The sequence below is a fragment of the uncultured Campylobacter sp. genome (assembly GCF_938045625.1).
In the GTDB taxonomy this organism is placed as follows: domain Bacteria; phylum Campylobacterota; class Campylobacteria; order Campylobacterales; family Campylobacteraceae; genus Campylobacter_A.
Genome location: NZ_CALIAV010000062.1, coordinates 17,914 through 44,526 on the forward strand (window position 1 = coordinate 17,914; position 26,613 = coordinate 44,526).

Genomic DNA, 26,613 nt, shown 5'->3' on the forward strand with positions numbered 1-26,613 from the left:
TATAGCCGTATGGAATCAGTAAGTAACTCAGTAAGTTCGCAAATCGCGACCCAGGCCACAGTCAGCGGCGCTCTGCCTAAAACGGGCGGCTCCGGCGGCCCAAGCGCCGGACAGACGGGGCAGGCGGGCGAAACCAAAAATCTTTTTAAAAATCAGCCCGCGCCCTCGCAAAATTTAGGTTCCGAGGCCGCGGATAACGCCGTAAAGGATCTCGATAAGCTCGTAAATAAGCTTTTAAACGAGCTAAAATCAAGCCCGACGCAAGCCAAAGAGCTCGCCGCGCAGGCAAAAAATCTACAACTCTCGCCAAATCTCGCAAAAGATATGAAAAGCCTCGTCGCGCTTGCCGAAAACGAGCCCGATCTAAAGGAATTCGCGCTTAAATTAAAAGAGTTTTTAAAACCCGTTGCTGATCTAAAAAACGCGCCGCTAAACGAACAGATAAGAAGCTCGGGCATCATGCTAGAGGCAAATTTAAAAGACGCGCTAAACGGCAAATTTAACCTACCTAGCGCGATAAATAAGCTGTTTGGCGATATAAAAAATCTCTCGAATCAGCAGCTTTTGGAGCAAATTTCAGCTCTAGCTAAGGATGACAGCCTAAGTACGAACGAAAGCTTTGCTAAGCTTGATCAAATTTTACAAAACGCTAAAACCGCAGCCAAAGATACTATGGCTAGCTCGCCTTTTAAACAGCTTTTTGAGATCGCGGATAAATTAGAAAACGCGGCTAAATTTATGGATAAACAGGCAAACGCGATGAGTGGTAGCGGACTAAGCCTAAATGAAAAAACGCTAAACAACGAGCTAAATAAAATCTCGCAGCTACTGGCAAATGCGGGCGAAAAAATGCAAAATTTAAGTAGCGAAAAGCTAAGTCAAAATAGGGGCTTTGCTTTAAATTTCGCTGAGCTAAAAAGCGCGCTAAAAGAGCTAACGGACGAGCTTGGCGCGCTTGCGGGCTCGCAGGATAAATTTAACGATTTTGCGCAAAAAATCGTCCGAGACGGTGCGGAAGGAAGCGAGGGTGCAACGCTGCAAGATAAGCTGCAAAATGCGGCTAGAAAGTTAAATTTCGCCCTGCAAATCGCAGATAAAGCGGGCTTTGAAGCAAAAAATAACCTCGATGAAGTCGGCAAGCTAATCAAGCAGCAAAATATCGCTCGCGGCGAGCTTAGCGCAGTGACTCCAAAAAGCGCCGAAGAGACGGCAAAGGTGTTACAAAACGACGTAAAAAGCGCGCTTTTAAACATGCAGTCAAAGTCTCCGGACGCTAGCCCCGTAAAAGACGCTGCCTCAAAACTACTAGCTCAAATCGAGATGCATCAACTAGCCTCCGCGGTCGCGGGCGGCGTGCAGACCTATCTGCCATACGTCTGGGAGGGCGTAGAGGGCGGAAATATCAGGTTTAAGCAAGGCAAAAAGCAAAAACACTACGCGCAAATTGACCTAAATTTTCAAAATTTCGGCCAAATCAACATCATGGTGGCGCTCAGCGAAAACAAATACATCGACCTTGCGATCGCGACGCAAAAAGAGGAGTTTAAGGAGCTGATTTTAAGCGGCGCGAAGGAGCTAAAAAGGGCTATCGGCGAACAGAGGCTGATAGTGTCGAATTTTAGCCTAAAAACTATGCCTAAACTACGTCTTGGCGGCGTTTACGGCGGTCTGGATAAGCTTGATATGGGCTTTGATAAAAAGGCGTAAATTTGGCAAAAGTGCAAAAAACTAAAAAAGCCGTAGCTCTTGGCTACAACCGCCAAAAAGATAATGCCCCTAAGGTTCTAGCTACGGGTTCGGGCGAAGTGGCGAAAAACATCATAAATCTAGCTAAATCTCACGACATACCGATCAAAGAGGACGCCGATCTAATCGAGGTTCTAAGCAAGGTCGATCTAAACGAGGAAGTCCCGCCAAATCTCTATAAAGCAGTCGCGGAAATCTTTAACTTTTTGTATCAAATGACGAATAAAAAATAGGGCGCTTGCGGCAAAGTAGAAGCGAGAGCAGGCTTATTGCAAGTGCAAATTTGAGCGCGAACTAGGAAATTTAAATGAAAAAGACGGTCGAATAATAGCGATTTTAGCCTTGCCTTTGTTGATCTTATTTTCGGCTCTAGTTTTTGCTAGCGGTAATGCGTCAAAAGGCGCAAACTACCCAAAATACGCGCTAGAAAAAGCGGTAACGCACGATAAAAAAGAGCCTCATCTAAAGAAAATAAAACCGCCCGCTATCAAGTAAAATTTGATGGAAATCTCGTAGCAAAAAGCCGTAAATTTGAAGACAGATACAAAAAATGACGCATAAAATTAGGTACAAATGCCGAGTTTAAAGTAAAATTTGACGACTATTCCGCCGTTGCCGCAAGTGCTAAAATCTCATCCAAATTTTCTAGTTATCATAAAATTATTTGCATTATTTTATGTATTTTGCTTTATAGCTAAATTTAATATAAATAAAGATAAAATAGCCGTAAAATTAACTCAAAAACGGAATAAATTTGAAACAAAAACTGGTCTTAGTCGGCGCCTCGACGGGTGGTCCGGGACATTTAAAAAGGCTTTTTAAGGGGCTTGATCTAAACGGTGCCAGCGTCGTTATCGCGCAGCATATGAGCTTAGCTTTCATCCCTAGTTTTATCTCGCAGTTTGACAAGGAGTGTGCGGTGGAGGTGGTGATGCTGGGTGCGCCCGCGCAGCTAAAAAGCGCGATATATATCTGCGAGAAAAACTCCGAGATAATCTCTGCTAGCCCCCTAATGGCCGGCATGTGTTCACCCATGAAAGAGACCACGTATAATCCAAACGTGGACGTGCTTTTTCGCTCGGGCGTGCAGGCTTGTAAATTTGCCGACGTTATGGCGATCCTGTTAACTGGCATCGGCGACGACGGCGCGCGCGGATTAAACGAGCTATACAAAGCCGGCGCTAAATGCGTCGCCGAAAACGAGGAGAGCGCGATCGTCTACGGCATGCCAAAGCGCGCGAAAGAAATCAACGCAAATTTAAAGTCGCTACCCATCGGCGGTATAAGAGCGGAACTGGAAAGGTTTTTACATGCTTGAAAATGCAAATTTGACGCCCGCTCCTAGCGATGCGGCGGGGCTAAATAAATTCGTCGAAGTCGTCAAAAATATGTGCGGCGTAGACCTAGAGTCCAAAAAGGACATGATAAAGCAACGCCTAATAAATTTCTGCCAAGCAAACCACATCCCAAGCTTTGAAGCCCTAAGCTCAAAAGTCGTCGTAGACCGCTTTATGAGGCAAGAAATCGTAAATTTGATCACCACGAATGAGACTTATTTTTACAGAGAGTTGCCACAGCTGCAAGCCGCGATCTACTACGCCAGAGAGGAGCTTGATAGCGTGCGGATACTGTGCGCGCCGTGCTCGACGGGCGATGAGGCGTACTCGCTGGGTATGCTAGCGCACTCAAATTTACTCGACGTAAATCGCGTTAGCATCGTGGGTATCGACATAAACTCCGAGGCCATCGATAGCTGTAAAAAGGGCGTTTATAGCGAGCGCTCACTGCACCGCCTAAACGACAATCAAAAAAATATCTACTTTACAAAACGCGACGGCAAGTACGAAATCAGGCGCGAGATGCTGCCTAGATGCGAGTTTAGCGTGGCAAATATCTTTGACGACGCTATCTTTAAGCTTGGTAAATTTGACATCATTTTCTCGCGAAATATGATGATTTATTTTAACGAGGAATTTAAGCTAAAAACGGTCGAGCGCTTTCATAAAATTTTGAGCGATCACGGCAGGCTCTACGTCGGACACGCCGATCTGGTGCCGTTTACGACGCTTTATAAAAAGCATATTTCAAACGGAACGACTTATTACGCTAAGGCCTGAGTGAGATAAATTTGAGATCAAATTTTGGCTCAAATTTGTTTAAATTTGACGTGAGCGGATGGCTGCGTTTTTGACGCGGACGGTAAATTTGCTGGGTCAAATTTGATTAAATTTGCCGCTTGCCAAACCCCTGCCGTAAAATCAAATTTATGCTAGCTCGTCTCTGTAAATTTTACGCACGAATATCCAATAAATCGCTCCCGCAAAAAACATACAGCCTATTAGAGCCGTGATCAGCGAGAGGCTAAACTCTAGCTCAAAAAGCAGCCCTATACCGCTAGAAATCACCGCCGCGACGCCTAGATAAACCATATCATTATAGGCGATGATACGGCCGTAGTACGCCGGATCGCACTTTTGCTGGATGAGTGTGTAGGTATAGCTCCAAAGCGTCGAGGTAAAAAATCCCGCGCAAAAAATCCCGATAAATCCGATATAAAAGTTAAACTGTAATGCGCTCCACGCCATGACGCCAAGGCCATGCCCGACGTAGATATAGACGAGATTAGCGTTTGAGACGAATTTGCTAAGCACGAGCGGACCGACGATGAGAGCGACGGCGCGGCAGGCGTTTATGTAGCCGATGATGAGCGATGCCGAGAGCAGGCCCTCATACGGATAGTCCGCTAGTAGCGCCACGAGCGCGTCGTAGCTAGTCACGCCTACAACCGCGTGTAGCATGATGAGGTGTGCGATGAGAGGGTTTTGTTTTACGTATTTTAGGCCGTTTTTTAGCATCTCGCGGACTTTTTCGCCGCCTTTTTTGGCTCGCACGGCGATGTCCGTTTTAAGTAGGACGATGAGCGCCACGCCGTAAAGAGCGCAGTCTAGCAAAAAGGCGCTTTTTATCCCGAAAAAATGGATGTAAATGCCAGCTAACCCCATGCCTGCGGTGTATGAAAACGCCCAGATGAGCGAGTGGATCTCGTTTGCGGTTTTTAGCTCGTCTTTGTTTAAAATTTTAGGAAAAAGGCTCATCTCGACCTGAAAATACGTTCCGCCGGCTCCGACTCTGATAAATATGATCACAAAAAGCAACCACATCAATGAAAGCTTGTCGATAAAAACGAGCATAAAAACCGTCGCCATCTCCACGACCGTGAGCGCTATTAGCATCGGTTTTGGGCTAAATTTATCCGCCACGATACCGCTAAAAGGCGATAGTAGCACGCCCGGCACGAAAGCTAGCGCAGCTGCGGCCGTGATCGCCCAAACGGGCGCGTCAAGCTCGATAAGTAGCGTGAAAATGCCCGTGTGCGAGAACCAAACGCCAAAATAACAAATCAGCTGTATGAGCGAGAGGCGCGCGAAAACGGGCTGGGTTTTTAGTAGGGTTATAAATTTACTCATTTTGGGTTTCGGGTTAAATTTGAGCGCTAAATTTGCCGATTAGTTTGCTTCTAGCTTTTTGTAGATGCGCTCCTGGGCGAAATTTTCTTTGATAAAGCTGTTTTGGTTGCTGATCTGGCGAAGCGTATCGCCGCTAATCTCGAAATTTAGCTTTTCACGGTATTGATTCGTCACGCTTAGGGTGCTGCCTGATATCTCGTAAATACCCTTTTGCATCTCTCTTTGCGCGATCTTTTTTTGATAAACGGTGTCGATTTTAAACGTTTTGTCCGCATTTAGGGTTAGCGTGCTTTTTGAGTTTTCGCTACATCCGTCGCAAAGCACCTTGGCCTCGTAAACGCCGATCAAATTTTCCTTATCTATCTCGGTGCCGCACGTCTCAAAAACCTCCGTGCTGCCGCATTTTTTGTTATTTACCGCGCTTGCGCCGCCGCTTGCCGCACAGCCTGCAAATATCATCGCGGCAGCGGCTAAAAATAAAATATTTTTCATGATTTATCCTTAAAATTTTGGCTAATTATACTAAAAATTTTCCGCTAAAATGGCGATTTTTTAGCAAAAAGCGGCTAAAATGATGAAAAATATTTTAAGGAGTAGTCATGGAAGAGAGCATCCCGTTTATCGTATTTGCCGTGGTCGTGCTGGCTTTTGCGGTCTTGTTTTTAAAAGCCGGTATTAAGATCATCTCACAGTCTGATATTTACATCGTCGAGCGTTTGGGTAAATTTCACAAGGTGCTTGACGGCGGATTTCATATCATCATCCCATTTGTCGATCAGATCCGCGCCGTGATCACTGTGCGCGAACAGCTAGTAGATATCACGAAACAGCAAGTCATCACAAAAGATAACGTAAACATAAGCGTCGATGGCATCGTGTTTTTAAAGGTCGTGGACGGCAAAATGGCTCTGTATAACGTCGATAGCTACAAGCGTGCGATCGCAAATTTAGCCATGACGACGCTAAGAGGCGAGATAGGCGCGATGAATCTCGATGACACGCTTAGCTCGCGCGACCGCCTAAACTCCGCGCTACAAAGAGCGCTCGGAGACGCCGCCGATAACTGGGGCGTAAAGATCATGCGCGTCGAGATCTCCGAGATCTCCGTGCCTCAAGGCATCGAAGAAGCGATGAATCTACAAATGAAAGCCGAGCGAGAAAAACGTGCGATCGAGCTAAAAGCGCAGGCCGAAAAAGAGGCGCTTATCCGCAACGCCGAGGCGCTAAAACAAGAAAAAGTATTGCAAGCTGAAGCTATCGAGCGTATGGCCGATGCGAAAAAATACGAGCAAATCGCGCTAGCCACGGCTCAAAAAGAGGCGATGGATATGATAAACGAAAGCATGGCGCAAAACGCAAAAGCTGCCGAGTTCCTGCTCGCGCGCGACCGCGTAGGAGCCTTTAACGAGCTAGCCAAAAACGGCTCGAAAGATAAAATTTTAGTCCCTTACGAAGCAACCGAGCTCATCGGCTCTTTAAGCGTTTTGAAGGACTTTTTAGGCGCTAGGGCGGCGAAATGATACCCGCGTACTTGATGCTAGCGGCCGGCGTCGGATTAGTCATGCTCGAGTTTATGCTCGGTAGCTTTTTCGTGCTATTTTTCGGGCTTGGATTTTTAGCGGTCGGAGTGCTTGGATTTTTTATCGATATCGCTTGGGAGTATCAAATTTTACTCATCGCTATCGTCTCATTAGTCCTACTTTTTGCGCTTAGAAAGCCGCTTAAGGCCAAATTTAACCAGCACGAAAGCGAGGTCAAAGACGACTTTTTAAACGAGAGCGGCGAGGGCGAGATCAGAGAGGGCATGGTTTATTTTAAAGGTACTTTGTGGCGCTACGACGGAAATTTAGCCGAGGGATCGAAGGTACGCGTGCTTGGCACCAAAGGCAATAAAGTCGTTTTGCAGCGCGATTAAATTTTTATTATTGCGGTTTAAAAACGCTTTTAAATTTTTCAAAGAGTCAAAATGTTTATCGTAAATTTAACTTATATTAAAGAGTTAAGCGAAGTAGATAGCTTCATAAGCGAACACAATGCATTTTTGGATAAATTTTACGCAGAAAATAAATTTATCTGCTCGGGGCGTAAAATCCCGCGTAGCGGCGGCATCATCTTGGCAAACGCCAAGGATCGCTCGGAGCTTGATGAGATTATCGGACAAGATCCGTTTTTTAAAAACGGTATCGCAAAGTATGAAATTACCGAGTTTTCGCCGACGAAATTCGTACCTGGTTTTGAGCGGCTTTTAGACGAGTAAATGGACTGGGCAAGCTAAGGTTAACCGGCTTGGGTAATTATTAATAAAATTCAAAAAGGCAAACGACTGCGACTGGATTTGCGCGTTTGCCTGCAATAAAATTAACCTTTAACGGTGCAGTTTAAAATACGGTCGCCGTTTTTACAACTTTTATAAAATTCTCGTTTAAAATTTAAAATCAAAAAAGTTGGTTTCTCTTCGTAAACTTAAAATCTAGCCAAATTTAAAGAAACGGCTAGCTTAATTTAATATACGTTTAGTGACTAACGCTCTTTGAAAATAGATTTATAACAACCACTCCGGCTACTATCATGCCTATGCCGATGATTGCGGGCAAATCAAGCTTTTGTCCCATAAAAAAATAAGCTATCGCCGAGATGAGAACTATGCCCGCTCCGGACCATATCGCGTAAGCGATGCCCATGGGAATATGCCTAAAAACTATCGCAAGCAGGTAGAATAAAATCCCGAATAAAACTAGCGAACCCACGGCGTACAAGGGCTTTGCAAAGCCGTCGCTTAGCTTTAAAAGCGAAGTTGCTACCACCTCTAGAGTGATGCTTATGCCTAGGAGAACCCAGTATTTGATCATTTTCTCTCCTTTGAATTAATAAAGGAATTATAAACTCAAATTTTAAATATCTAAATTAACTATAAATAAATTAAAATTTAACTCTCCGCGCTACTTTTGCGAGCGTAAATTTGAACGAAAATGCGATCAAATTTGACCTTGACCGCATTAAATTTTAGTGTTTGTGATGAGGACAGGCGTGCGCTTTGTCGCTTGCGCGGCTTTTGTCGTGATGAGCACACTCTTTATGTTGTGCACATCCGTGCGCTTTCGCGTCGCATTTTGGGCACGGCTTTGATTTGGCACAGTCACCGCTACAGCCGAGATTTTTGTCCGCTCCGTGATTTCCGTGATGAGGACACTCTTTCATTGCACCGTGAGACTGGGCGCAGCTAGCGTTTGCTGTGCCGTGATGCGGGCAGCTAGCGTCTTTTATCTGCGTAGCGTGGCGATACTCCTGCGCGTTTTGCTCGGCCGGAGCTGGTTTGTTTGCCGCGCAACCTGCAAAAAATAGCGCCGCAATCGTAGCCAAAACTAAATTTTTCATCTTTTCTCCTTTGATAAAATGTCTCGGGATTTTATCAAATTTAAGCTTTATAAATCGGGACAAATTTGAGCTGGCGACAGAAACTATTTAAATTTAAAAGTCGCGGTAAATTTGACTCTAGGTTTTATGCGACCAACTATCTGTGACGGTACGGAGCGTCGCAGCTAGCGCCAAAAGGCTAAATTTTAGCTCGAGAGCGTCTTTTGCGGATTTTAAAATCATTTCTTTTTCTTTGCGTATGCCGTAAAATGATATCCGCAAGACGTTAAAGACGTGAATTTATCAAAGATAAAAGCGTTTTTCGCTAAACTCGCGTAAAAAATTTAAAGGAAAAATTTGACTAGACTAAGCGTAGACGAGGCGGTAAATTTGATAGAAAACGCCGAGCTAAACGAGCTTGGAGCGATGGCTCTGGCGCGCAAACGCGAGCTGCATCCAGATGGCGTCACGACCTTTATCGTGGATAGAAACATCAACTACACGAACGCGTGCTGGGTGGACTGTAAATTTTGTGCGTTTTACCGCGATCACAAGGACGAGGAGGCATATGTGCTCGGCCTTGACGAAATCGGGCAAAAGATCGAGGAACTCATCGCTATCGGCGGGACGCAAATTTTGTTTCAAGGCGGCGTACACCCGAAGCTAAAAATCGAGTGGTACGAGGATCTCGTGGAGTTTATAGCAAAAAAATATCCAAGCATCACGATTCACGGATTTTCTGCGGTCGAGATCGACTATATCGCGAGGATCTCACGTATCAGCACGAGGGAGGTGCTGCGTAGGTTGCGAGAAAAGGGGCTCTACTCGATGCCCGGAGCCGGAGCCGAGATACTCAGCGACCGCGTCCGCGACGTGATCGCGCCTAAAAAATGCGACGTAGAAACTTGGCTGCGCATCCACCGCGAGGCGCATGAGGAGGGGATAAAGACGACGGCTACGATGATGTTTGGTACGGTAGAAACCACGCGCGAGATTGTGGAACACTGGGAGCATATCAGGAGCTTGCAGGATGAGACTGGCGGCTTTAGAGCGTTTATATTGTGGAGCTTTCAGGGGCTAAACACGCGCCTAGCCGCCGAGCATCCCGAGATCAAAAAGCAAAGCTCGAACCGTTATCTACGCCTGCTTGCGGTCTCTAGGCTGTTTTTAGACAACGTACCGAACATCCAAAGCAGCTGGGTCACGCAGGGCAGCTACATCGGGCAGCTGGCGCTGCTGTTTGGGGCAAACGACCTAGGTAGCACGATGATGGAGGAAAACGTCGTCAAGGCCGCCGGCGCTAGCTACCGCATGAATCAAGACGAGATGATACGCCTCATCAAAGACATCGGCGAAAAACCCGCCAAACGCAATACTAATTACGATATTTTAGAAAGGTTTTATTGATGAAAATCATAAATTTAAAAGCCGCAAATTTACAAATCCCTGCCGTCTACGAGGCGAGCAAAACCCTGCCCGCGGTGAGCCTAAAGCTCATTTTCAAGGTCGCCGGAGCTTGCGTAGAGGATAAGGCGGGACTAGCTAAATTCGTCGCTAAAATTTTAGACGAAGGCACGCTAAGTAAGGGCGCGGCTGGTTTTGCCAAAGAGCTTGAAACGTGCGCGATCAGCCTTTACGCGAGCGCGGGATTTGAGACGTTTGCGTTTGAGCTAAACTGCCTAAAGGAGCACTTTTCTTTCGCGCTTGCCAAGCTAAAAGAGCTTTTAGAGGAGCCAAATTTAAGCGAAAAAAGCTTTGAAAAGGTGCGAACTTTGACGCTGGGCGAGATATCTAGCAACGAGAGCGACTACGACTATCTGGCTAGAGTCGCGCTAAACGGACTGCTCTATCCCGGTACGAATCTAGCAAGACCTAGTATCGGCACGAAGCAAAGCGTGGAGAGTATCACGCTAGACGACGTTAAAAACTTCATCTCTAGCAAGCTTGATCTGGCAAATTTATTTGTAGTGCTAGGCGGCGAAGTGGCGCCGGGGGAGCTAAATTTGGATGAGATTTTAAGCTCGCTAAAGCAAGGCGAAGCGCGCGAACTAAAGCTACTAAAAACCGATGAAAAATGCGGCCAAAAGTCCATAATCAAACCTAGCGAGCAAGCCTATATTTACTTTGGCGCGCCTTTTGACGTTTCCCGCGAGGAGCGGTACAAAGCCAAGGTCGCGACGTTTATTTTGGGCGAGGGCGGCTTTGGCAGTAGGCTGATGGAGGAGATACGCGTGAAGCGGGGGCTAGCGTATTCGGCGTATGCTAGGAGTGAATTTGCGCTCAGCTACTCGCAAATTTGGGGCTATCTACAAACCAAAAACGAGAGCAGGAGCGAGGCGGTCGCGGTCGTGAAAGACGAATTTGCGAAATTCGTCAAAAACGGCGTGAAGGCAGGCGAACTAGCGCAGGCTAAAAGATTTTTGCTTGGCTCTCAGCCTCTACGCCAGGAGACGCTTTTTAACCGCTTAAACATCGCTCAGAGCGAGTTTTATAACGGCTTTAAACTAGGAAATTTTAAAGACGAGCTAGAAAAAATCTCAAAGCTAAAGCTTGCCGAGCTAAACGCGTTTATTGCAGAACACGCGGAGATAGAAAAGCTCAGTTTTGCCGTGCTTTACAATGAAATTTGATGAAAAAGATAGAATCAATCTAAAAAAAATCGGCGTAACCACTCTGCTCGACCTCGCGCTTAAGCTTCCTAAAAGCTTTGAGGATACGAGCCTAGCCGCCGCACCAAAAGACGGGCACGTGAGCGTCGCCGTGGAGATAAAAAACGCGTACCGTCAGGGTGGGATGCTGCACGCCGTGTGCTGGTGCGAGGCGTGGGAGCAAAGCGTGAAGATCGTGATTTTTAACGCCAAGCCTTGGCATCACGGCGCTTTTAAGGTCGGCAAAAGCGTATTTGTAAGCGGCAAATGCGCCTACGCCTATGGCTCGTGGCAGTTAACAAATCCAAAAATCGTCACGAAAATAAACGAAATCATACCCAAATACAAACTCTCTCTCAGAGACGATTCGTTTAAAAATTTGATCCAAAAATACGTAAATTTGCCAAATTTGATCGAGGCGGGACTCACGCCTAGAGAGGCCGAGTTTTTGCTAGATCTGCACCGAGGTGACGAAAAAAGCACCCGGATACTAGAGGCTCTCGTACGAGAAAAAACGGGCGAAGATGTGCTAAAATTCGTAGAAATTTATAACTACCTAAAAAAGCTAAATGCCAAAAAAACGCATTTTAAAGCGCCTAAAATCAAGCTTTTTGATATCTCGGAGTGGCTTAAAAATTTGCCGTTTGCGCCGACTTCCGACCAGCTAAACGCTATCGCTGATCTGCGTGCGGACTTTAGCGGCGAGGAGGCGGTGCGCCGCGTCGTGATGGGCGATGTCGGCAGCGGCAAGACTCTCGTGATGCTAGCCGCCGCGCTTAGCGTATATCCCCAGCCTGCGCTCATCATGGCGCCCACATCGATACTGGCCGAGCAAATTTACGCCGAGTCGGCGCGCTTGCTGCCGGATTTTATGCGAGTTTTGCTTGTTAAAAGCGGCGATAAGCCCGAATTTGACGGCGTAAACCTCATCATCGGCACGCACGTTTTGCTGTATCAAAGCTTGCCGGCTGCACCGCTTGTTATGATAGACGAGCAGCACCGTTTCGGGTCGAATCAACGCGAGAAGATCAACGCTCTAGCTAGCGTGGAGCTTGGGCGAGACTTGCAGCTTGACGGGGCGGACGGTGAATTTGAGGTTAAATTTGAGGGCGGTGAGCGGTCAAATTTGACTGAAATCTCACCCCAAAAACGGCAGGCAAAAAAGGCGGATGAAACTAGGGCTCACGTCGTGCAGTTTTCCGCAACGCCGATACCGCGCACGCTAAGCATGATACAAAGCAGCTTCGCGGAATTTAGTTTCCTGCGGCAGATGCCATTTGAAAAACACATCCACACGCAAATTTTACAAAGTGCGGACTTTGGCGAGCTGCTGACGCATATCAAAGCGCAAATCGCCAAAGGCAAGCAAGTTGCCGTGATATATCCGCTGGTTGAGAGTAGCGAAAACTCGAACTATCAGGGGCTAGAGGAAGCGCAGGGGTTTTGGCGGGCAAATTTTGCAAATGTCTACATCACGCACGGTAAGGACAAAGAAAAAGAGCAGGTGCTGCGCGAATTTCGCGAGCGCGGAGACGTGCTACTCTCGACGACGGTTGTTGAGGTCGGCATCTCGCTGCCACGGCTTAGCACGATCGTAATCGTTGGCGCAGAAAGGCTAGGACTAGCGAGTCTACATCAGCTGCGCGGACGAGTAGGGCGAAACGGCGGGAGCGGATTTTGCTTTTTGTTCACAAAGCTCAAAAATCCGCCGTCGCGCCTGAGGGAGTTTTGCGAGACGCTGGACGGCTTTAAGATCGCCGAGATAGATCTCAAAAATCGCCAAAGCGGCGACATCCTAAATGGCGCGTTTCAACACGGTGCGACGTTTGAATACTATGAGTATGAAGAAGATATCACGCAGGCGGCGAAGGATAGGCTTGGTCTGTATAAAATGTAAAATTTAGCTTGATTTTATGATCGCGGTTGTAAAATCGCCCATAGTAAAAACTAAAAGAGAGTAAAAATGAGTAAATTTAGCAAAGCCTTTAAGTATGAAAAATACGTCTACAAGCGACTGTTTCGGCAAGAAGAGCTTTTACTATGTTAGAACTGGTCGTTGTTATCGTTGTCATAGGTATTTTGGCTATGGCGGCTTTGCCTAGATTAGAGCAAGATCATATAGGTTCGGCTGTTGACGATATCATGGATGCAGTAAGAAGAACTCAGCTGCTGGCGATGCAAGACAGTAAAGTAGATCCGACAACGAACTCAGGTAGTCCAACGTGGCATACGGGACGATGGACTATCGAAATAGCCGGCGATCGCTATACTATAACAAATAGAAGCACTGGAGAAAGAATATTTGGGGTATTAGACAGAAGATATGGAATAACTAACTGCTGCAGACATCAACTGTCCTGTTGTTTACGCACCAGATCCTATTCATCTTATAGGTTTTGACGAGTTCGGGTGCATCTTAGACGCAAGAAATGCAATAAGAGGCTATGGAAACGATGCGATCAATAGCTCTTTTTATCAAGTGCCTTGTACTATTACGGTTGAAACACGAAATAAAAAAGCCACTATAACCGTAGCCCCAACTACCGGCAATATGACCGTGGTTTATCAATAATTTTCTCAGGTCTGATAAACGAGAATGCCTTTGATATCATTAAATGGGAATAAATAAATTTGAGCCACAAGAAAACTATGAGTATAAAGTATAGCCAAATCGAACTTGAGTAGATTTTGGCTACAACACGTTTTGCCACTTATAAGACCTGCTATCTTTTTTAGTAAAATATGATAGAAAGTTTTTTGTATTTTTACTGTTATTATATCCAAACTCTATTTCTTGTGTATGCACCCTCCTCAGATAGGGCGGAGTCTTTTGTTTATATCCTTGCTTTGTGAGATTTACATGGCTCAATCTGGTACCAAAGATAGTAAAGTTGCCCGATTCTGCAAGCCTATCTTTTGGGTTATTTGTTCATTTTATTCGCTTTTTGATAAAAATTATTTTAAAAAACCCGCTAAGGCTTATAAGCAAAACCGTAATACACGCTCACTTTAATTCAGGCACATTCTTTATTTACCACTCATTCCTATCCGTCTTTTTAAAAATAGTATCTTCTGTTTTGGAATTTTAAAAAGATTCTTAACTTGTTCAGGTTTCAGTTTTGTAGGCCAAAGCGGAGTTTACTTATAAGGCCTGCTATCAGGCAGAAATAAGGAGGCTAGCAAGATCCTCTGGTTGAAATTTTTTAAATAAAACAAGAGATAAGAATTTCTTATTTTAACATAATATTATTATAACAAAAAGAGTAAATTTAAAATTCATCTCATTGTTTGAAATTTTCTTATAAGAAATAGAAGGTAGCTTAAATTTCTTCTCGATAAGTTTTGGTATTAGTGTATTAGCTTATTCGCCTAGTAATTCGTTTGCCTTAAGCTCTTTTATATAAATATTATTAAGGTAACCTATTTTGCTACTAGTAAAGTCTACGACTTTTTGTTTGTCGTGATGTTGTTTAAATTTTTCCACTCCGGCACAATCGTTAGTGTCTTTCGTGCACCTTGTAAAACTTTTAATGATTCCTTTAAAATGGATAAACATATTTCGGGGTATTGATCTTTAAAAAAATGTGCTATACCCTTAGTATGGTTATTGCTGTCGGAAGTACCAACACGCTTGAACCCTAGCAGTTTTTCTTTTTTTTGCAACCACTAGCGGACTATTTGATAAAATTTTTAAACTTTTTATTTATAGTTAAAGCATTGTCGTTATTAAATCCAACAATCTGTATATTTAAAAACTCTAAATACTCAAGCACAAAATCATAAGATATTCTATTCTTTTATTTTAAGAAAATTTTATGTTCTAAATTTGCCAAGAAGGTTTCGGTTGCCTTTTGCTCTTGGTCGGCAGCGTAGAGTATTTGATCTTTATATAATGCGAGCCTTTGGGTATCTAAGCTTTGCGGCATCTATCGTGTCTATTGCTCGATTAATGTTTGACAAAACTGTCATGTTTAAGGTTTTGTCGTTATTGCCTTCATAATTAGGCTTTAAACTCTAATATTTGCTTGAACCTTTGAATGCTTCTCCTCTTGAATCTTGAGATTAATGTCTACGATAATTCTCTCTTTCTTTTTATCATCCAACCTTTGTGTATTGGCAAGCATTTGGCTTAGCCCGTAAATATTGCAATCTGCCAGCCAATACCTATTTGGATGCCTGGACACCTTCCTATCAGTTTGTCCACAGTATATTTATATATTTAGCGGTGTGCATCTTGTCTCTATTTGATTTTGGGATCGGTAAAGTATCTTCGGGGTGTGAACTTCCGCACTATAAATAAAGTCATCAAGCTGATGATTTGAAAAATTGCAGCACAAATACTCTCTAGTTACCTCTTGAAGTTTGCCTTTCTTGAAGCTTAATCACTACCACTCCTTGTAGGTAAATGCTAGCGTGCAATCTTAATATTCTCACATAAATTTATTTATTAATCATCTGGTCAATAAATTTATTGTCTTTATTTTGCTTGACTACAAGGTGTACTGGTAAAATTACCTGATTAAAATTTCCAAGGAATTTACATAGCCTTCCTATATTTCCGAACAAGAGAAATTTTTGCTCTACTGTTTTGCTGTTCATCATGGACTTACGGATATAGCCCGACATACTTAGATTTATATTTTAGTTTTAATTAAGTGCAAAGTTGAAATATACAGGTACGATTTTTGACTTTATTTTGACTATTCCTTTATTTTCTCTAGCTCTTCCATACAAATTTCTTTGAATTTTTCTTGACCGCTTGTGGTCAAAGTCTTTTTAGGTGTTCTCTTGTAGGCTTCATTTTGGTTTTTGAGTAAAATTGTATAGGCTTTTGAATCATAGCTTATATGCTTCACTTGCAGAATTTATACGTCATTGAGTTTAGCAGATATGAGTATTTTAAGGCTGTAAAATAAAGCTCGTTTGGTGTTTGATGGTTTTATTTTGTGTTTTTGTTTAAAACAGTGATTGATTGACTCGTTTTTGGATTAAGTTTTTGCCCCAATCTATGGTATATGTTAATAATATATTTAAAATATCTACTATTTTGTTTCATCTGTTTTGCAAAAATCTGTTAAACTAGATGATTGGTGTAAATATTGTAAGTGCGTTGGATACTATCTTTAGAATTCGAATAATAGTATATGATAGTTTTTTATTTTACTAACAAAAAGGGCATTAATAAATTTGCCAAATTCGATGCTGTGATTGAGTTTTATGGCTTTCGCGAGGCTTGCCAATATTCGTCACTATGTACTCTCTTATGAGGATATGCTTGCTTCTAGCATTTCTGACCTGGCTTTGGTAAAAAAACTTTTACGCCCTACTTGTAAACTTTTATGCATAAGCCGTTTGCGGCGTAAAGGCACCACAAACCTTCCCTATCCTGCTATCACCGGCAAAGACGTTCAGCATAAAATTCTTTATATAATCTCCTGAAATTTTAAATTATTTCGGATATCGTGCGAAATCTAACATGCTATGGAAGGGTTTGCCTCGTAAGAAATCGTAGCGCGCTTCATTGCTACATATGTGATGATTAGATGCCTGTTGAATTCATATTTATTTATAAGCTATATTTAAGTAAGGTTACGCAAAAAATTTCTCGACTAAAATTTGACACTGAATAAAAAAATTAAAAATTAGTAGAGTTTATTGTGCTATATAGGAGATAGATTGGTGACCCTTACGAGAATCGAACTCGTGTTACCAACGTGAGAGGCTGGTGTCCTAACCGCTAGACGAAAGGGCCAACAATGATAAAATAAATCGTGGTGCCCCGTGTAGGGCTCGAACCTACGACCCCATCATTAAGAGTGATATGCTCTACCAACTGAGCTAACGAGGCAAATGGCGCAGCGGACGGGGCTCGAACCCGCGACCTCCGCCGTGACAGGGCGGCATTCTAACCATCTGAACTACCGCTGCACCTAAAATGGTGGTCGCTATAAGACTCGAACTTATGACATCCACCTTGTAAGGGTGGCGCTCTACCAACTGAGCTAAGCGACCAAAAAGACTAAATCGTGGCGACCCTTAAAGGATTTGAACCTCTGTTGCTACACTGAGAGAGTAGAGTCCTGGGCCACTAGACGAAAGGGTCTATGTAAAAAATGGTGTCCTGTGCTGGACTCGAACCAGCGACCCCTTCATTAAAAGTGAAATGCTCTACCGACTGAGCTAACAAGACATTTTTTCAAAAAACGAAACGTGATTATATATAAAAAAGGCTGATTTGTCAAGACAAAAAGCCGTTGTTTTTCAAATTTGGCCTCAAATTTGATTTATTTTGACAAATTTTGCGTTCGTCAAAAACGCATAAAAAGTCAAATTTGGCCCAGATTTAAAAAGGTCAAATTTGACCGAAAAACTAAAAAGGGATTTTGCAATCCCTTAAATCTAGCAAGAAAAGCAGGTTTTAAACTCGTATGGAGTAGGTCTCGCTTCGTACGGCCACACTTGACTCTCGAATTTATAATGCTGATACGCGTTTATAAACGTCGTGGTCATGATCGGGCGCAGATATTCGTTGTCGCGAATTAGGGCTTCTAGGCTGCCTCTTAACGTATGAGGGAGCTGCTCGATACCGCGTTCGCGGATCTCGTCAAGCGTGAGTTTAAATAAATTTTCGTCCATCGGACCGACCGGCTCCATCTTGTGTTTTACGCCGTCAAGCCCAGCCATCAGCATCGCTGAAAAGGCCAAATACGGGTTTGCAGTTCCGTCAGGGAAACGCATTTCGGCGCGGACCGATTTTTCTCCGGAGCCGTACGGGATACGGATCGAGGCGGAGCGGTTTTGGCTAGAATACGTTAGGATAGACGGTGCTTCAAAGCCTGGGATTAGGCGTTTGTAGCTGTTTGTGCTCGGGTTTGTAAACGCCGCAACGCTCCTTGCGTGTTTTAGGATTCCGCCGATGTACCAGCGCGCAAAATCGCTTAAATTTGCGTACTTTCCTTCGCCGTAGAATAAATTTTTGCCGTCTTTCCACACCGACTGATGCACGTGCATGCCGCTGCCGTTGTCGCCGTAGAGCGGTTTTGGCATAAAAGTCGCCGTTTTTCCGTTTAGGTGAGCGACCATTTTGACGACGTATTTGTAAATTTGCACGTTGTCGGCAGCCTCAAGAAGTGTTCCAAATTTAACTCCCAGCTCGCCTTGTCCTTGCGCGACCTCGTGGTGTCCTAGCATGACTTCAAGGCCTACTTGCTCTAAAACCTGCATCATCTCGGCGCGCAGATCGACCATGCTATCGGTCGGTTGCGTCATCAGGTAGCCGCCTTTTCTTCTTGGGCGGTGGCCTGTGTTGTAGCTGTCTTTAAAGTCTCTAGCGTCGTTCCACTCGCCTTCTTCGCTGTCTACTTCAAACATCGCGCAGTTTGGGCTGTCTACTATTTTTACATTATCAAATATAAAAAACTCGTTCTCCGGTCCAAAATACGCCACATCGCCCATGCCGCTTTCTTTGACGTAGGCCATAGCTTTTTTGGCTATCGAGCGCGGGCATTTTTCATAAATTTGACCCTTGTAAATGTCGTAAATATCGGCAAAAACCACGACCGTAACGTCGGCGGTGAATGGATCTAAAAAGGCGCTGGTCGCCTCAGGGCACATCAGCATATCGCTTCTTTCGATCGGTTGCCATCCTCCTAGCGAACTCGCGTCCATCGGTATGCCGTTTACGAAATGATCTTTTTCGACGAATTTTATGTTATAAGATATGCTGTGCCAAGCGCCGTTCATATCGGTAAATCTAAAATCCACGAATTTGACCTCGTGTTCTTTGCAAAAATCAAAAAAATGATCGACGCTTTTTACGAATTTTCCCATTTTTCGCTCCTGTGTTTATTGATTTCGTAATTTTATCATAAAATTTTACTTTTAAGATTAATTTAAATAATTTTTTCTACCCGATCTAAAATTTTACAAATTCTCTATCGCGGTTTTGAAATACCGCACACTTGCTAAAGCCCAAATTTCCGGCGATTTGCTCGCATTTTTCGCCGTTTAGACCGACTTGGTCTTTTGCGTGCGCGTCCGAGCCAAACGTGATAGGTATGTCTTTTTCGGCGATCATTTCTAGCAAATTTACGCTCGGATACTGCTCGCCGATCGGTTTTCTAAAGCCGGCCGCATTTATCTCCACCGTCAAATTTGCCTTTTTTATAGCCTCGATTGCGTCTTTGGCCAGGAGTCTAACGTCGGTTTTTGGCATAAATTTAAATACTTTTAGCAAATCCAAATGCCCGACTATGTCAAATTTGCCAGACTTTGCCATCTTTTCGACGCAGTAAAAATAATCCCGCCAAATTTGATCTATGTCGCGCTTTTTATATTCGCCGATAAATTCGGGATTATCAAAGCCCCAGCCGCCCAAAAAATGCACCGAACCGATTAGGTAATCAACCTTGCGCGCTAAAACCCGCTCGTCCATAAAGCCTTCTAAAAAATCGACTTCGTAGCCGAGCAGGATTTTGATCTGTCCGTCAAATTCGTCTCTGAGGCGCAAAATCTCGCTCTCGTAAGAGGGCATTTGCGAAAACTCCATGCGGTACGCTTCGTCAAATTTCATCGGCGCGTGATCGCTAAAACCAAAATACTCACAGCCCGAATTTATCGCGCTTAAAACGTACTGCTTAGGCTCATCTACGGCGTGTTTACAAAGCGGCGTGTGGTTGTGTAGATCGACTCTCATTTTTATCCTTAAATATTTTGCAAATGCTACCTAAAATTTAATAAATTTAAGGATAAAGTTTGGGTTTTTAAACTTATATTTCGTTAATTTTCTATATAATCAGCCCAAATTTAAATAGGAGATTTTATGACGCAAGAAGAACTTGACGCCTTGATGGCGGGCGATCTGGATGACGTCGTCGCTGCAGACGAGAGCGACGCGCAAGCTAGCGGAGATGAAAATTTAGACCTAAATGCTGCCGACAAAAAAGAAGTAGCGGAGCGCAAAGATGATGACGTTAAATTTGACGGCGACTATAGAGCATCCTCGAACATATCGTGGCCTCCGCCTCCACCGACGGATGATCACAAGATGGTTCATCAGCTAGACGACGTTACAAAGGATAGCGAGGAAAAAGCCACGCAGATGTTTGACAAGCTCGATGCGATCAATAACTTCTCTATGGACGCGGAGAACGGACTTAGCGAGATTATCGGCGGTATCGAGGCCAATATCGAAATTTTTACCAAACTGCACGAAAAATTCCCAAATATCGCTACTTTTGCCGAAGCGCTAGAGAAAAATAACGCCCTAAAAAGCTCTGCAGAAACGACGCTAGATAACGTCAGAATGGCCGAGGACGAGATAATGATGGCGATGGATATGATGCAGTATCAAGACATCCACCGTCAAAAGATCGAGCGCGTTATCAACGTCATGCGCGCGCTTAGCAAGTATATGAGTAGCCTATTTGAGGGCAAGATCGACGACGAGAAGCGCGTGGCCTCGGCCGTACATATCGCCGGCGATACGCACACCGAAAATCTCGTCAGCAACGACGACATCGAAGCTCTGATAGAAAGTTTGGGCAAAAAGTGAAAAAGCCCGAGCTTTTATCCCCAGCAGGAAATTTAACCAAGTTAAAAATAGCTCTAGAATACGGCGCAGACGCAGTTTACGCATCGGTGGCGAGCTTTTCGCTTCGCACCCGTTCGGCGCGCGAATTTAACCTTGAAACCTTTAAAGAAGCCATCGAATACACGCACGCAAAGGGCAAAAAATTTTACGCGACGGTAAACGCGTTTCCTTTTAATTCGCAAATCGAGCCGCTAAAACGCCACTTGCAAACGATATCGGCGATGAAGCCGGATGCCTTTATCATCGCGACTCCCGGCGTCATGAGCCTGGCAAAAGAAATAGCCCCCGAGATTGAGATCCACCTCTCGACGCAGGCAAATGTCATGAATACGCTTGACGCTAAAATTTATCACGAAATGGGCGCAAAACGCATCGTCGTAGCGCGCGAAATGAGTTTAAAAGACGTCGTGAAGATAAAAGAGCAAATCCCGACGCTGGATATCGAAATTTTCGTGCACGGCTCGATGTGCTTTGCTTACTCGGGGCGCTGTTTGGTTAGCGCGGTTCAAAGCGGCCGCCAATCAAACCGCGGTAGCTGCGCCAACGACTGCAGGTTTAAATACGAACTCTACGCCAAAAACCCCGAGAGCGGGACGCTGTTTCGCCTGGAAGAGGACGAAGAAGGCGGCACGCACGTGATGAACTCGAAGGATTTAAATTTATCCGCGCACATCAAAGATATCATCGAAAGCGGCGCGGTCGATAGCCTAAAGATCGAAGGCCGTACGAAAAGCGAATACTATGCAGCCTGTGCGACTAGAGCCTACCGCATGGCCGTTGATGACGCCGTGGACGACAAATTTGACGCGCAAATTTACGCGAGCGAGCTAAATACGCTAAAAAATCGCGGTTTTACCGACGGCTACCTAGTAAATCGCCCGTTTGAAAAGTCTGATACGCAAAATCATGCTAGCAGCCTAGAGGAGGGCACTCATCAGGTAAACGCTATGACTTTAGACGGCGAGTTTTTTAAATGCAAATATAAAATTTTCCCCGGCAACGAGTATGAGATCGTAGCGCCTCTGGGCTCGCAGATAGATGAGTGCGAGAGCGAAATATCTCAAATTTTCGCTCGTGACGGCAAGAAATTTATCAAATTTAAAAAACTAGTAACAAAAAAAGGCAAAGAGATCGCCGAGATCCACAGCGGCAACGAAAACGAAGTAAATTTGGGCGCGAGGTTGCCTAAATTTAGCTTTTTAAGAGAGGAAATAAAATGAAATTTGTTTCAATTATAATGGGAAGCAAGAGCGACTACGACGTAGTTAGCGAGGCGGCAAAGGTGCTTGAAAAATTTAATGTCCCTTACGAGCTAATCATCAGCTCGGCGCACAGAAGCCCGAAGCGAACGAGCGAATACGTCGCCGCGGCCGAGGAAAAGGGCGCGCAGGTCTTTATCGCGGCGGCCGGCATGGCGGCGCATCTAGCAGGCGCTATCGCAGCAAACACCACTCGCCCAGTGATCGGCATACCGATGGCAGGCTCGGCGCTTAGCGGCGTGGACGCGCTTTATTCGACCGTGCAGATGCCCGGCGGCATGCCTGTGGGCACCGTGGCTATCGGTAAGGCCGGCGCGGTAAATGCAGCCTATCTGGCACTGCAAATTTTGGCTCTAAACGACCAAAATCTAGACGAAATGCTAAAAGCCGACCGAGCAACGAAAGCCAAGCAGGTAGAAGAGGACTCGGCGAAGGTGGAAGTTTTACTCGCCTAAAGGAGCAAATATGCAGACATACTTAAGCATAGACGAATTTTGCAAGCTCGTGCACCTAGAGCGCGAGGTGATCGAGGGGATGATAAACCGCGGTGTTCTAAATACGAAAGAAGAAGGCGGCGAAACCCTCATAGAAGCTAGTCAAGGCACGATGAGCGTCGTGCCTAGCGTCGTGGCCGTACCTGCGCCCCAGATCGGCGCGGATGGCTTTAGCTTCGTAGAAAAGACGATCGGCACGATACTGAATTTGCACGAAAAGGTGCTAGACGCCAAAGACGAGACGCTAGAGACCCTGCGCAACGAAAATAAGTTTTTAAAAGAGGCGCTAATCTCGATGCAAGAGCTCTACGACGAGGATCGCCGTACGGTCGAGACGCTCACAAAGCAACTAAAAAATTCGCAAGAAGAAGTCGAGTTTTTAAAACGAAAATACAAACTCATGTGGAATAAGGCGGTTGAAAATTTCAAGAGCGACAAGGAGTAGTCGTGGAAATTTTAGCGGTAGATGGTTTTAAAATTTGCGGATTAAAAACTCGCACCAAAAATGCCGACGAGATAAACGGCGACGGTAAAATCCCGGCCTTGTGGGCTAAATTTACAAAAGAATTTTATGACGGTAAAGGCGAAATTTACGGCGTTTATTGTAGCTACGAAAACGGCGTAAACGGGCTTTACGATTTATTTATCGGTACGAAGTCGCTTTGCCCTGGCGGCGAAATTTTAGAGATAAAAAGCGGCAAATACGCTGTTTTTGGCTTTCCAAACGAGCCGCAAAACGTAGCGAAATTTTGGGGAGAAATTTGGAAATATTTTGAAAACTCGAAACTAAAAAGAGCCCATGAAACGGACTTTGAGCTTTACGGTAGCGACGGGATAAAAATTTATATCTCGGTTTTAGATTAGGAAAAAATGGACAATAAAAATAACGGATCGATCTTAGGCTTTATCGAAAAATTCGGCAACAAGCTGCCTAATCCCACCATGCTTTTCGTCTATCTTTCGGTTATTACGATTTTGCTGTCGTTTGTGCTAGAGAGGCTTGGCGTGGGCGTCAGCTATCAGGCTATCAAGGACGGCCAGATCTCGCAGCTAAGCGCAAACGTCGTAAATTTGCTCTCAGCTGATAGTATCAGAACCTTTGTTTCATCCGTGCTTAAAAACTTCACCGGTTTTTATCCGCTTGGCGTGGTTTTTGCGATCATTTTGGGTATCGGCGTGGCGGACAAGGCCGGGCTTTTATCGGCGCTAGTTAAAAAAATCGCCCTAAATTCGTCCAAAAAATGGGTAACGCCTATCGTGATCTTTTTGGGCGTGATGTCTAACGTCGCCTCCTCAGTCGGCTACGTCGTACTGATACCGCTCGGGGCTATTTTGTTTGCGGGCTTTGGACGCCATCCTATCGCTGGGCTAGCGGCGGCTTTTGCGGGCGTTAGCGGTGGCTGGTCGGCAAATCTGCTAATCGGCACGAACGATCCGATGTTTGCGGCGTTTTCTACCCCAGGCGGCTAGCGTGCTAAATCCCGACTATGTCGTTTTGGCTACGGCAAATTGGTACTTTATGATCGCTTCTACCTTTTTGATCGTGATCGTGGGCTCGTTTGTAACCGATAGGATCGTCGAGCCTAGGCTGGGTAAATTTAGCTTTGATGGTGTGTTAAATTTAAGCGAGCGCGACCAGATCAGCGCGGAGCAAAAACGCGGGCTAAAATTTGCACTCATCGCGACGGTTGTTTTCGCGATCCTTTTGCTGGTAGCGCTTTTACCGTCAAATTCGCTCTTTGGCGCAAAAGAGGGCGAGAGCTTTACGAAGTCCGTTTTCATGCACTCTATCATCATTTTTATGATGCTATTTTTTATAGTAGCGGGCGCAGCATACGGCGCAGGAGCGGGGACGATAAAAAACAGCGGCGACGCGGTCAAATTTATGGAACAAGCCGTCGCCGAGTTATCTGGATTTTTGGTTTTGATATTTTTCGCAGCTCAGTTTACCTATCTCTTTAACGCCTCAAACATCGGGCTGGTGCTGTCGATAAAGGGCTCGGTTTTCTTAAAAGATATTGGACTAACGGGACTTAGCCTCATTATCGTTTTTATAGTCGTGATCGCGTTTATAAATTTATTTATCGCCGTGGATTCGGCCAAATGGGCGATGATGGCGCCTATTTTTGTGCCTATGTTTATGAATCTAGGCCTCTCTCCCGAGCTAACGCAGGCTGCGTTTAGGATAGGCGACTCGACGACAAATATCATCACGCCTTTGATGCCGTTTTTTGTGCTGATAGTGGCGTTTATGCAGCGCTACGACAAGGGGCTGAAAATCGGCTCGGTAGTCTCGATCATGCTGCCTTATACGGTCGCATTTTTACTCTCGTGGGCGGCGTTGATGTCGGTTTGGTATGCTTTTGACCTACCTTTGGGGCCGGGCGCGGTTATACATTATCTAAAATAAAATTTTAAAAAGGAAGAGAAATGACGTTTTCAGAGATTATTTTGACGTTGCAAAACTACTGGCGCGAGCAGGGCTGCGTGATACTACAGCCCTACGATATGCCGGCGGGTGCGGGTACCTATCATCAGGCGACATTTTTAAGGAGCCTCGGGCCAAAGCCGTGGGCGACTGCATACGTAGCGCCCTCTCGCCGTCCGACTGATGGCAGATATGGAGAAAACCCAAACCGCCTGGGTGCTTATTATCAGTTTCAGGTGCTCATTAAACCAAGCCCGGAAAATATACAGGAGCTTTATCTAAAAAGTCTTGAAAAGCTCGGTTTAAATTTGAAAAATCACGACATCCGCTTCGTCGAGGATAACTGGGAGAGCCCGACGCTGGGCGCTTGGGGGCTAGGCTGGGAGGTCTGGCTAGACGGTATGGAGGTGACGCAGTTTACGTATTTCCAGCAAGTTGGCGGCATCGCGTGCGAGCTGGTTTCTGCTGAGATCACCTACGGCCTTGAGCGCCTTGCGATGTATCTACAGGACGTAAATAGCGTCTATGATATCGTTTGGGACGATAGGGGCGGCAATATCGTGACCTACGCCGACGTGCATAAGCAGGGCGAATTTGAGTGGAGCAAATATAACTTTGAAATCGCAGATGTTGATATGCTGTTTCGCCAGTTTGAAAATGCATTCGGCGAGTGCAAACGCTGCTTGGAGGCTAAAATTTCGCTACCGGCGTATGACTACTGCATGCTAGCGGCGCATACGTTTAACGTCCTTGATGCGCGCGGAGCTATCAGTGTAACGCAAAGGCAAGACTACATCCTAAAAATCCGCGAACTAGCCAAAGAGTGCGCGCTAACGTACAAGGCTAGCATCGATGCCGCAAACGACGCGAAGGGCGAATAAAATTTGATGAAAATCGGCGAAATTTATAAAATTTTAGACGAGATTAGTCCATTTGTAAGTCAAGAGGAGTGGGATAACAGCGGACTGCTCGTGGGCTCGTTTGAGACGAGTGCGGAGCGCGTTTATCTTAGCCTCGACGTCGATGAAGAGCTTTTGGACGAAGCACAGCCAAACTCGCTCATCATCACGCATCATCCGCTCATTTTTAAGGGGCTAAAGTCGTTAAATTTTGACACATATCCAAGCAGCTTAATCGCAAAGATGGTGGCTAAAAATTTAAGCCTGATCGCGATGCACACGAACTATGATCTAAGTCATCTAAATGAGTACGTGCTAAGTGAAATTTTGGGCTTTACGCCAAAAGAGCGCGATGGATTCGTGCTTTATGCGGATGTAAATTTGAGCTTTGACAAGCTTTGCGAGAGAGTAAAAACAAAGCTAAAATTAAGCCATTTAAGAGTTTGCAAGGGGCGAAAATTTGATCATAATGCGCCTATAAAACGCCTTGCATTTTGCACGGGAAGCGGCGGAGATTTGATAGATATCGTTAAAGCGGACGTGTTTTTAACCGGGGATCTAAAATACCACCAAGCCATGAGCGCCGTGCAAAATAATCTTACTATACTAGACATCGGACACTTTGAGAGCGAGCGGTATTTTGGGGAGTCGCTTGCAAAATATTTGCAAATTTTGCCGATTCCTACTATAATATCTAACTCAAAAAACCCGTTTTCATACAGTTAA

At 45.0% G+C, this 26,613-nt stretch carries 27 protein-coding genes and 6 tRNA genes; 21 read left to right on the forward strand and 12 right to left on the reverse strand.

Annotation, left to right across the window (positions count from 1 at the left end):
• Window positions 1-9 precede the first annotated feature (9 nt).
• From Q0386_RS06455 to Q0386_RS06475, 5 genes are all read left to right on the forward strand, one after another.
• Window positions 10-1,707 (forward strand): flagellar hook-length control protein FliK, encoded by a 1,698-nt coding sequence (locus Q0386_RS06455; RefSeq protein ID WP_299028747.1) that lies wholly within the window; start codon window positions 10-12, stop codon window positions 1,705-1,707.
• Window positions 1,708-1,709: 2 nt separating this feature from the next.
• Window positions 1,710-1,979 (forward strand): FlhB-like flagellar biosynthesis protein, encoded by a 270-nt coding sequence (locus Q0386_RS06460; RefSeq protein ID WP_002948585.1) that lies wholly within the window; start codon window positions 1,710-1,712, stop codon window positions 1,977-1,979.
• 115 nt (window positions 1,980-2,094) lie between these two features.
• On the forward strand, window positions 2,095-2,241 hold the full coding sequence (locus Q0386_RS06465) for a hypothetical protein (RefSeq protein ID WP_299028750.1): 147 nt from the start codon (window positions 2,095-2,097) through the stop codon (window positions 2,239-2,241).
• A 259-nt stretch (window positions 2,242-2,500) separates the two neighbouring features.
• Window positions 2,501-3,064: a CheB methylesterase domain-containing protein gene (locus tag Q0386_RS06470; protein WP_299028753.1), complete on the forward strand. Its 564-nt coding sequence runs from the start codon at window positions 2,501-2,503 to the stop codon at window positions 3,062-3,064.
• A complete protein-coding gene (locus tag Q0386_RS06475; RefSeq protein WP_299028756.1) occupies window positions 3,057-3,863 on the forward strand; it encodes a protein-glutamate O-methyltransferase CheR in 807 nt (268 codons plus the stop codon). The genes Q0386_RS06470 and Q0386_RS06475 overlap by 8 nt, the downstream gene beginning before the upstream one ends.
• Window positions 3,864-4,010: 147 nt before the next feature.
• Here Q0386_RS06475 and Q0386_RS06480 read toward each other — a convergent pair whose 3' ends face one another.
• Both Q0386_RS06480 and Q0386_RS06485 read right to left on the reverse strand, forming a co-directional pair.
• Entirely contained in the window at window positions 4,011-5,213 is a 1,203-nt protein-coding gene (locus Q0386_RS06480) for an MFS transporter (protein ID WP_299028759.1), read from the reverse strand.
• Between the two features lie 39 nt (window positions 5,214-5,252).
• Window positions 5,253-5,705 carry a copper resistance protein NlpE N-terminal domain-containing protein gene (locus tag Q0386_RS06485; protein ID WP_299028762.1) on the reverse strand — a complete coding sequence of 151 codons (453 nt, stop codon included), beginning with the start codon at window positions 5,703-5,705 and terminating at the stop codon, window positions 5,253-5,255.
• A gap of 107 nt (window positions 5,706-5,812) precedes the next feature.
• Between Q0386_RS06485 and Q0386_RS06490 the strand changes: the two genes are divergently transcribed.
• Genes Q0386_RS06490 through Q0386_RS06500 form a run of 3 tightly spaced genes read left to right on the forward strand, consistent with a single transcriptional unit; the run spans window position 5,813 to window position 7,470 of the window.
• Window positions 5,813-6,733, forward strand: a complete 921-nt coding sequence (locus tag Q0386_RS06490) for an SPFH domain-containing protein (RefSeq protein WP_298947356.1) — start codon at window positions 5,813-5,815, stop codon at window positions 6,731-6,733.
• Window positions 6,730-7,128 carry an NfeD family protein gene (locus tag Q0386_RS06495; RefSeq protein WP_299028765.1) on the forward strand — a complete coding sequence of 133 codons (399 nt, stop codon included), beginning with the start codon at window positions 6,730-6,732 and terminating at the stop codon, window positions 7,126-7,128. The genes Q0386_RS06490 and Q0386_RS06495 overlap by 4 nt, the downstream gene beginning before the upstream one ends.
• Before the next feature lie 51 nt (window positions 7,129-7,179).
• Window positions 7,180-7,470 carry a YciI family protein gene (locus Q0386_RS06500; RefSeq protein ID WP_299028768.1) on the forward strand — a complete coding sequence of 97 codons (291 nt, stop codon included), beginning with the start codon at window positions 7,180-7,182 and terminating at the stop codon, window positions 7,468-7,470.
• Window positions 7,471-7,726: 256 nt separating this feature from the next.
• Here the strand turns inward: Q0386_RS06500 and Q0386_RS06505 are convergent, their stop codons facing one another.
• A complete protein-coding gene (locus Q0386_RS06505) occupies window positions 7,727-8,059 on the reverse strand; it encodes an SMR family transporter (RefSeq protein WP_367272397.1) in 333 nt (110 codons plus the stop codon).
• A 157-nt stretch (window positions 8,060-8,216) separates the two neighbouring features.
• Window positions 8,217-8,588 (reverse strand): hypothetical protein, encoded by a 372-nt coding sequence (locus Q0386_RS06510; protein WP_299028774.1) that lies wholly within the window; start codon window positions 8,586-8,588, stop codon window positions 8,217-8,219.
• A gap of 336 nt (window positions 8,589-8,924) precedes the next feature.
• Here Q0386_RS06510 and Q0386_RS06515 point away from each other — a divergent pair, with 336 nt between their 5' ends.
• The 4 genes from Q0386_RS06515 (at window position 8,925) to Q0386_RS06530 (ending at window position 13,615) form a co-directional block, all read left to right on the forward strand.
• Window positions 8,925-9,974, forward strand: a complete 1,050-nt coding sequence (locus Q0386_RS06515) for a dehypoxanthine futalosine cyclase (protein ID WP_299028777.1) — start codon at window positions 8,925-8,927, stop codon at window positions 9,972-9,974.
• Window positions 9,974-11,197 (forward strand): pitrilysin family protein, encoded by a 1,224-nt coding sequence (locus tag Q0386_RS06520; protein WP_299028779.1) that lies wholly within the window; start codon window positions 9,974-9,976, stop codon window positions 11,195-11,197. Before Q0386_RS06515 ends, Q0386_RS06520 begins: the two co-directional genes overlap by 1 nt.
• Complete coding sequence (locus Q0386_RS06525) at window positions 11,187-13,112, forward strand: DEAD/DEAH box helicase (RefSeq protein ID WP_299028842.1); 1,926 nt, start codon at window positions 11,187-11,189, stop codon at window positions 13,110-13,112. The genes Q0386_RS06520 and Q0386_RS06525 overlap by 11 nt, the downstream gene beginning before the upstream one ends.
• A gap of 101 nt (window positions 13,113-13,213) precedes the next feature.
• Window positions 13,214-13,615 (forward strand): prepilin-type N-terminal cleavage/methylation domain-containing protein, encoded by a 402-nt coding sequence (locus Q0386_RS06530; RefSeq protein ID WP_299028845.1) that lies wholly within the window; start codon window positions 13,214-13,216, stop codon window positions 13,613-13,615.
• A gap of 3,277 nt (window positions 13,616-16,892) precedes the next feature.
• Here Q0386_RS06530 and Q0386_RS06535 read toward each other — a convergent pair.
• From Q0386_RS06535 to Q0386_RS06570, 8 genes are all read right to left on the reverse strand, one after another.
• A tRNA-Glu gene (locus tag Q0386_RS06535) sits at window positions 16,893-16,967 on the reverse strand.
• 20 nt (window positions 16,968-16,987) lie between these two features.
• Window positions 16,988-17,063: transfer RNA gene (locus tag Q0386_RS06540), tRNA-Lys, on the reverse strand.
• Between the two features lie 3 nt (window positions 17,064-17,066).
• Window positions 17,067-17,143, reverse strand: a tRNA-Asp gene (locus Q0386_RS06545).
• Window positions 17,144-17,151: 8 nt separating this feature from the next.
• Window positions 17,152-17,227, reverse strand: a tRNA-Val gene (locus tag Q0386_RS06550).
• Between the two features lie 15 nt (window positions 17,228-17,242).
• Window positions 17,243-17,318: transfer RNA gene (locus Q0386_RS06555), tRNA-Glu, on the reverse strand.
• An 11-nt stretch (window positions 17,319-17,329) separates the two neighbouring features.
• Window positions 17,330-17,405 (reverse strand) — tRNA-Lys (locus Q0386_RS06560).
• 209 nt (window positions 17,406-17,614) lie between these two features.
• On the reverse strand, window positions 17,615-19,045 hold the full coding sequence (gene glnA / locus Q0386_RS06565) for a type I glutamate--ammonia ligase (RefSeq protein WP_299028781.1): 1,431 nt from the start codon (window positions 19,043-19,045) through the stop codon (window positions 17,615-17,617).
• An 85-nt stretch (window positions 19,046-19,130) separates the two neighbouring features.
• Window positions 19,131-19,910, reverse strand: a complete 780-nt coding sequence (locus tag Q0386_RS06570) for a histidinol-phosphatase (RefSeq protein ID WP_299028784.1) — start codon at window positions 19,908-19,910, stop codon at window positions 19,131-19,133.
• A 126-nt stretch (window positions 19,911-20,036) separates the two neighbouring features.
• Here Q0386_RS06570 and Q0386_RS06575 point away from each other — a divergent pair, with 126 nt between their 5' ends.
• From Q0386_RS06575 to Q0386_RS06615, 9 genes are read left to right on the forward strand one after another with little or no spacing between them, the layout of a single operon-like run.
• The gene (locus Q0386_RS06575) at window positions 20,037-20,768 is read left to right on the forward strand and encodes a chemotaxis protein (RefSeq protein ID WP_299028787.1); all 732 of its coding nucleotides are present in this window, start codon (window positions 20,037-20,039) and stop codon (window positions 20,766-20,768) included.
• The gene (locus Q0386_RS06580) at window positions 20,765-22,027 is read left to right on the forward strand and encodes a peptidase U32 family protein (protein ID WP_299028790.1); all 1,263 of its coding nucleotides are present in this window, start codon (window positions 20,765-20,767) and stop codon (window positions 22,025-22,027) included. Before Q0386_RS06575 ends, Q0386_RS06580 begins: the two co-directional genes overlap by 4 nt.
• The gene (purE, locus tag Q0386_RS06585; RefSeq protein WP_299028792.1) at window positions 22,024-22,521 is read left to right on the forward strand and encodes a 5-(carboxyamino)imidazole ribonucleotide mutase; all 498 of its coding nucleotides are present in this window, start codon (window positions 22,024-22,026) and stop codon (window positions 22,519-22,521) included. Before Q0386_RS06580 ends, purE begins: the two co-directional genes overlap by 4 nt.
• A 10-nt stretch (window positions 22,522-22,531) precedes the next feature.
• Window positions 22,532-23,005, forward strand: coding sequence for a DUF3972 domain-containing protein (locus Q0386_RS06590; RefSeq protein ID WP_299028795.1), 474 nt, complete (start codon window positions 22,532-22,534; stop codon window positions 23,003-23,005).
• A 2-nt stretch (window positions 23,006-23,007) separates the two neighbouring features.
• Window positions 23,008-23,424 (forward strand): effector binding domain-containing protein, encoded by a 417-nt coding sequence (locus Q0386_RS06595; protein WP_299028799.1) that lies wholly within the window; start codon window positions 23,008-23,010, stop codon window positions 23,422-23,424.
• A 6-nt stretch (window positions 23,425-23,430) separates the two neighbouring features.
• Window positions 23,431-24,030: an AbgT family transporter gene (locus Q0386_RS06600; RefSeq protein WP_299028802.1), complete on the forward strand. Its 600-nt coding sequence runs from the start codon at window positions 23,431-23,433 to the stop codon at window positions 24,028-24,030.
• 1 nt (window position 24,031) lies between these two features.
• Entirely contained in the window at window positions 24,032-24,970 is a 939-nt protein-coding gene (locus Q0386_RS06605; protein WP_299028806.1) for an AbgT family transporter, read from the forward strand.
• 20 nt (window positions 24,971-24,990) lie between these two features.
• A complete protein-coding gene (gene glyQ, locus Q0386_RS06610) occupies window positions 24,991-25,869 on the forward strand; it encodes a glycine--tRNA ligase subunit alpha (protein ID WP_299028809.1) in 879 nt (292 codons plus the stop codon).
• Window positions 25,870-25,875: 6 nt separating this feature from the next.
• Window positions 25,876-26,613: a Nif3-like dinuclear metal center hexameric protein gene (locus tag Q0386_RS06615; protein WP_299028813.1), complete on the forward strand. Its 738-nt coding sequence runs from the start codon at window positions 25,876-25,878 to the stop codon at window positions 26,611-26,613.

What these genes read in the sequence shown, in the direction of transcription:
- Q0386_RS06590 (WP_299028795.1), top strand. Translation starts at nt 22,532, where the DNA reads ATGCAGACATACTTAAGCATAGACGAATTTTGCAAGCTCGTGCACCTA.
- Q0386_RS06615 (WP_299028813.1), top strand. Translation starts at nt 25,876, where the DNA reads ATGAAAATCGGCGAAATTTATAAAATTTTAGACGAGATTAGTCCATTT.
- Q0386_RS06520 (WP_299028779.1), top strand. Translation starts at nt 9,974, where the DNA reads ATGAAAATCATAAATTTAAAAGCCGCAAATTTACAAATCCCTGCCGTC.
- Q0386_RS06485 (WP_299028762.1), bottom strand. Translation starts at nt 5,705, where the DNA reads ATGAAAAATATTTTATTTTTAGCCGCTGCCGCGATGATATTTGCAGGC.
- Q0386_RS06525 (WP_299028842.1), top strand. Translation starts at nt 11,187, where the DNA reads ATGAAATTTGATGAAAAAGATAGAATCAATCTAAAAAAAATCGGCGTA.
- Q0386_RS06570 (WP_299028784.1), bottom strand. Translation starts at nt 19,910, where the DNA reads ATGAGAGTCGATCTACACAACCACACGCCGCTTTGTAAACACGCCGTA.
- Q0386_RS06510 (WP_299028774.1), bottom strand. Translation starts at nt 8,588, where the DNA reads ATGAAAAATTTAGTTTTGGCTACGATTGCGGCGCTATTTTTTGCAGGT.
- Q0386_RS06575 (WP_299028787.1), top strand. Translation starts at nt 20,037, where the DNA reads ATGACGCAAGAAGAACTTGACGCCTTGATGGCGGGCGATCTGGATGAC.
- Q0386_RS06480 (WP_299028759.1), bottom strand. Translation starts at nt 5,213, where the DNA reads ATGAGTAAATTTATAACCCTACTAAAAACCCAGCCCGTTTTCGCGCGC.
- Q0386_RS06475 (WP_299028756.1), top strand. Translation starts at nt 3,057, where the DNA reads ATGCTTGAAAATGCAAATTTGACGCCCGCTCCTAGCGATGCGGCGGGG.
- Q0386_RS06495 (WP_299028765.1), top strand. Translation starts at nt 6,730, where the DNA reads ATGATACCCGCGTACTTGATGCTAGCGGCCGGCGTCGGATTAGTCATG.
- glnA (WP_299028781.1), bottom strand. Translation starts at nt 19,045, where the DNA reads ATGGGAAAATTCGTAAAAAGCGTCGATCATTTTTTTGATTTTTGCAAA.
- Q0386_RS06455 (WP_299028747.1), top strand. Translation starts at nt 10, where the DNA reads ATGGAATCAGTAAGTAACTCAGTAAGTTCGCAAATCGCGACCCAGGCC.
- Q0386_RS06490 (WP_298947356.1), top strand. Translation starts at nt 5,813, where the DNA reads ATGGAAGAGAGCATCCCGTTTATCGTATTTGCCGTGGTCGTGCTGGCT.
- glyQ (WP_299028809.1), top strand. Translation starts at nt 24,991, where the DNA reads ATGACGTTTTCAGAGATTATTTTGACGTTGCAAAACTACTGGCGCGAG.
- purE (WP_299028792.1), top strand. Translation starts at nt 22,024, where the DNA reads ATGAAATTTGTTTCAATTATAATGGGAAGCAAGAGCGACTACGACGTA.
- Q0386_RS06600 (WP_299028802.1), top strand. Translation starts at nt 23,431, where the DNA reads ATGGACAATAAAAATAACGGATCGATCTTAGGCTTTATCGAAAAATTC.
- Q0386_RS06500 (WP_299028768.1), top strand. Translation starts at nt 7,180, where the DNA reads ATGTTTATCGTAAATTTAACTTATATTAAAGAGTTAAGCGAAGTAGAT.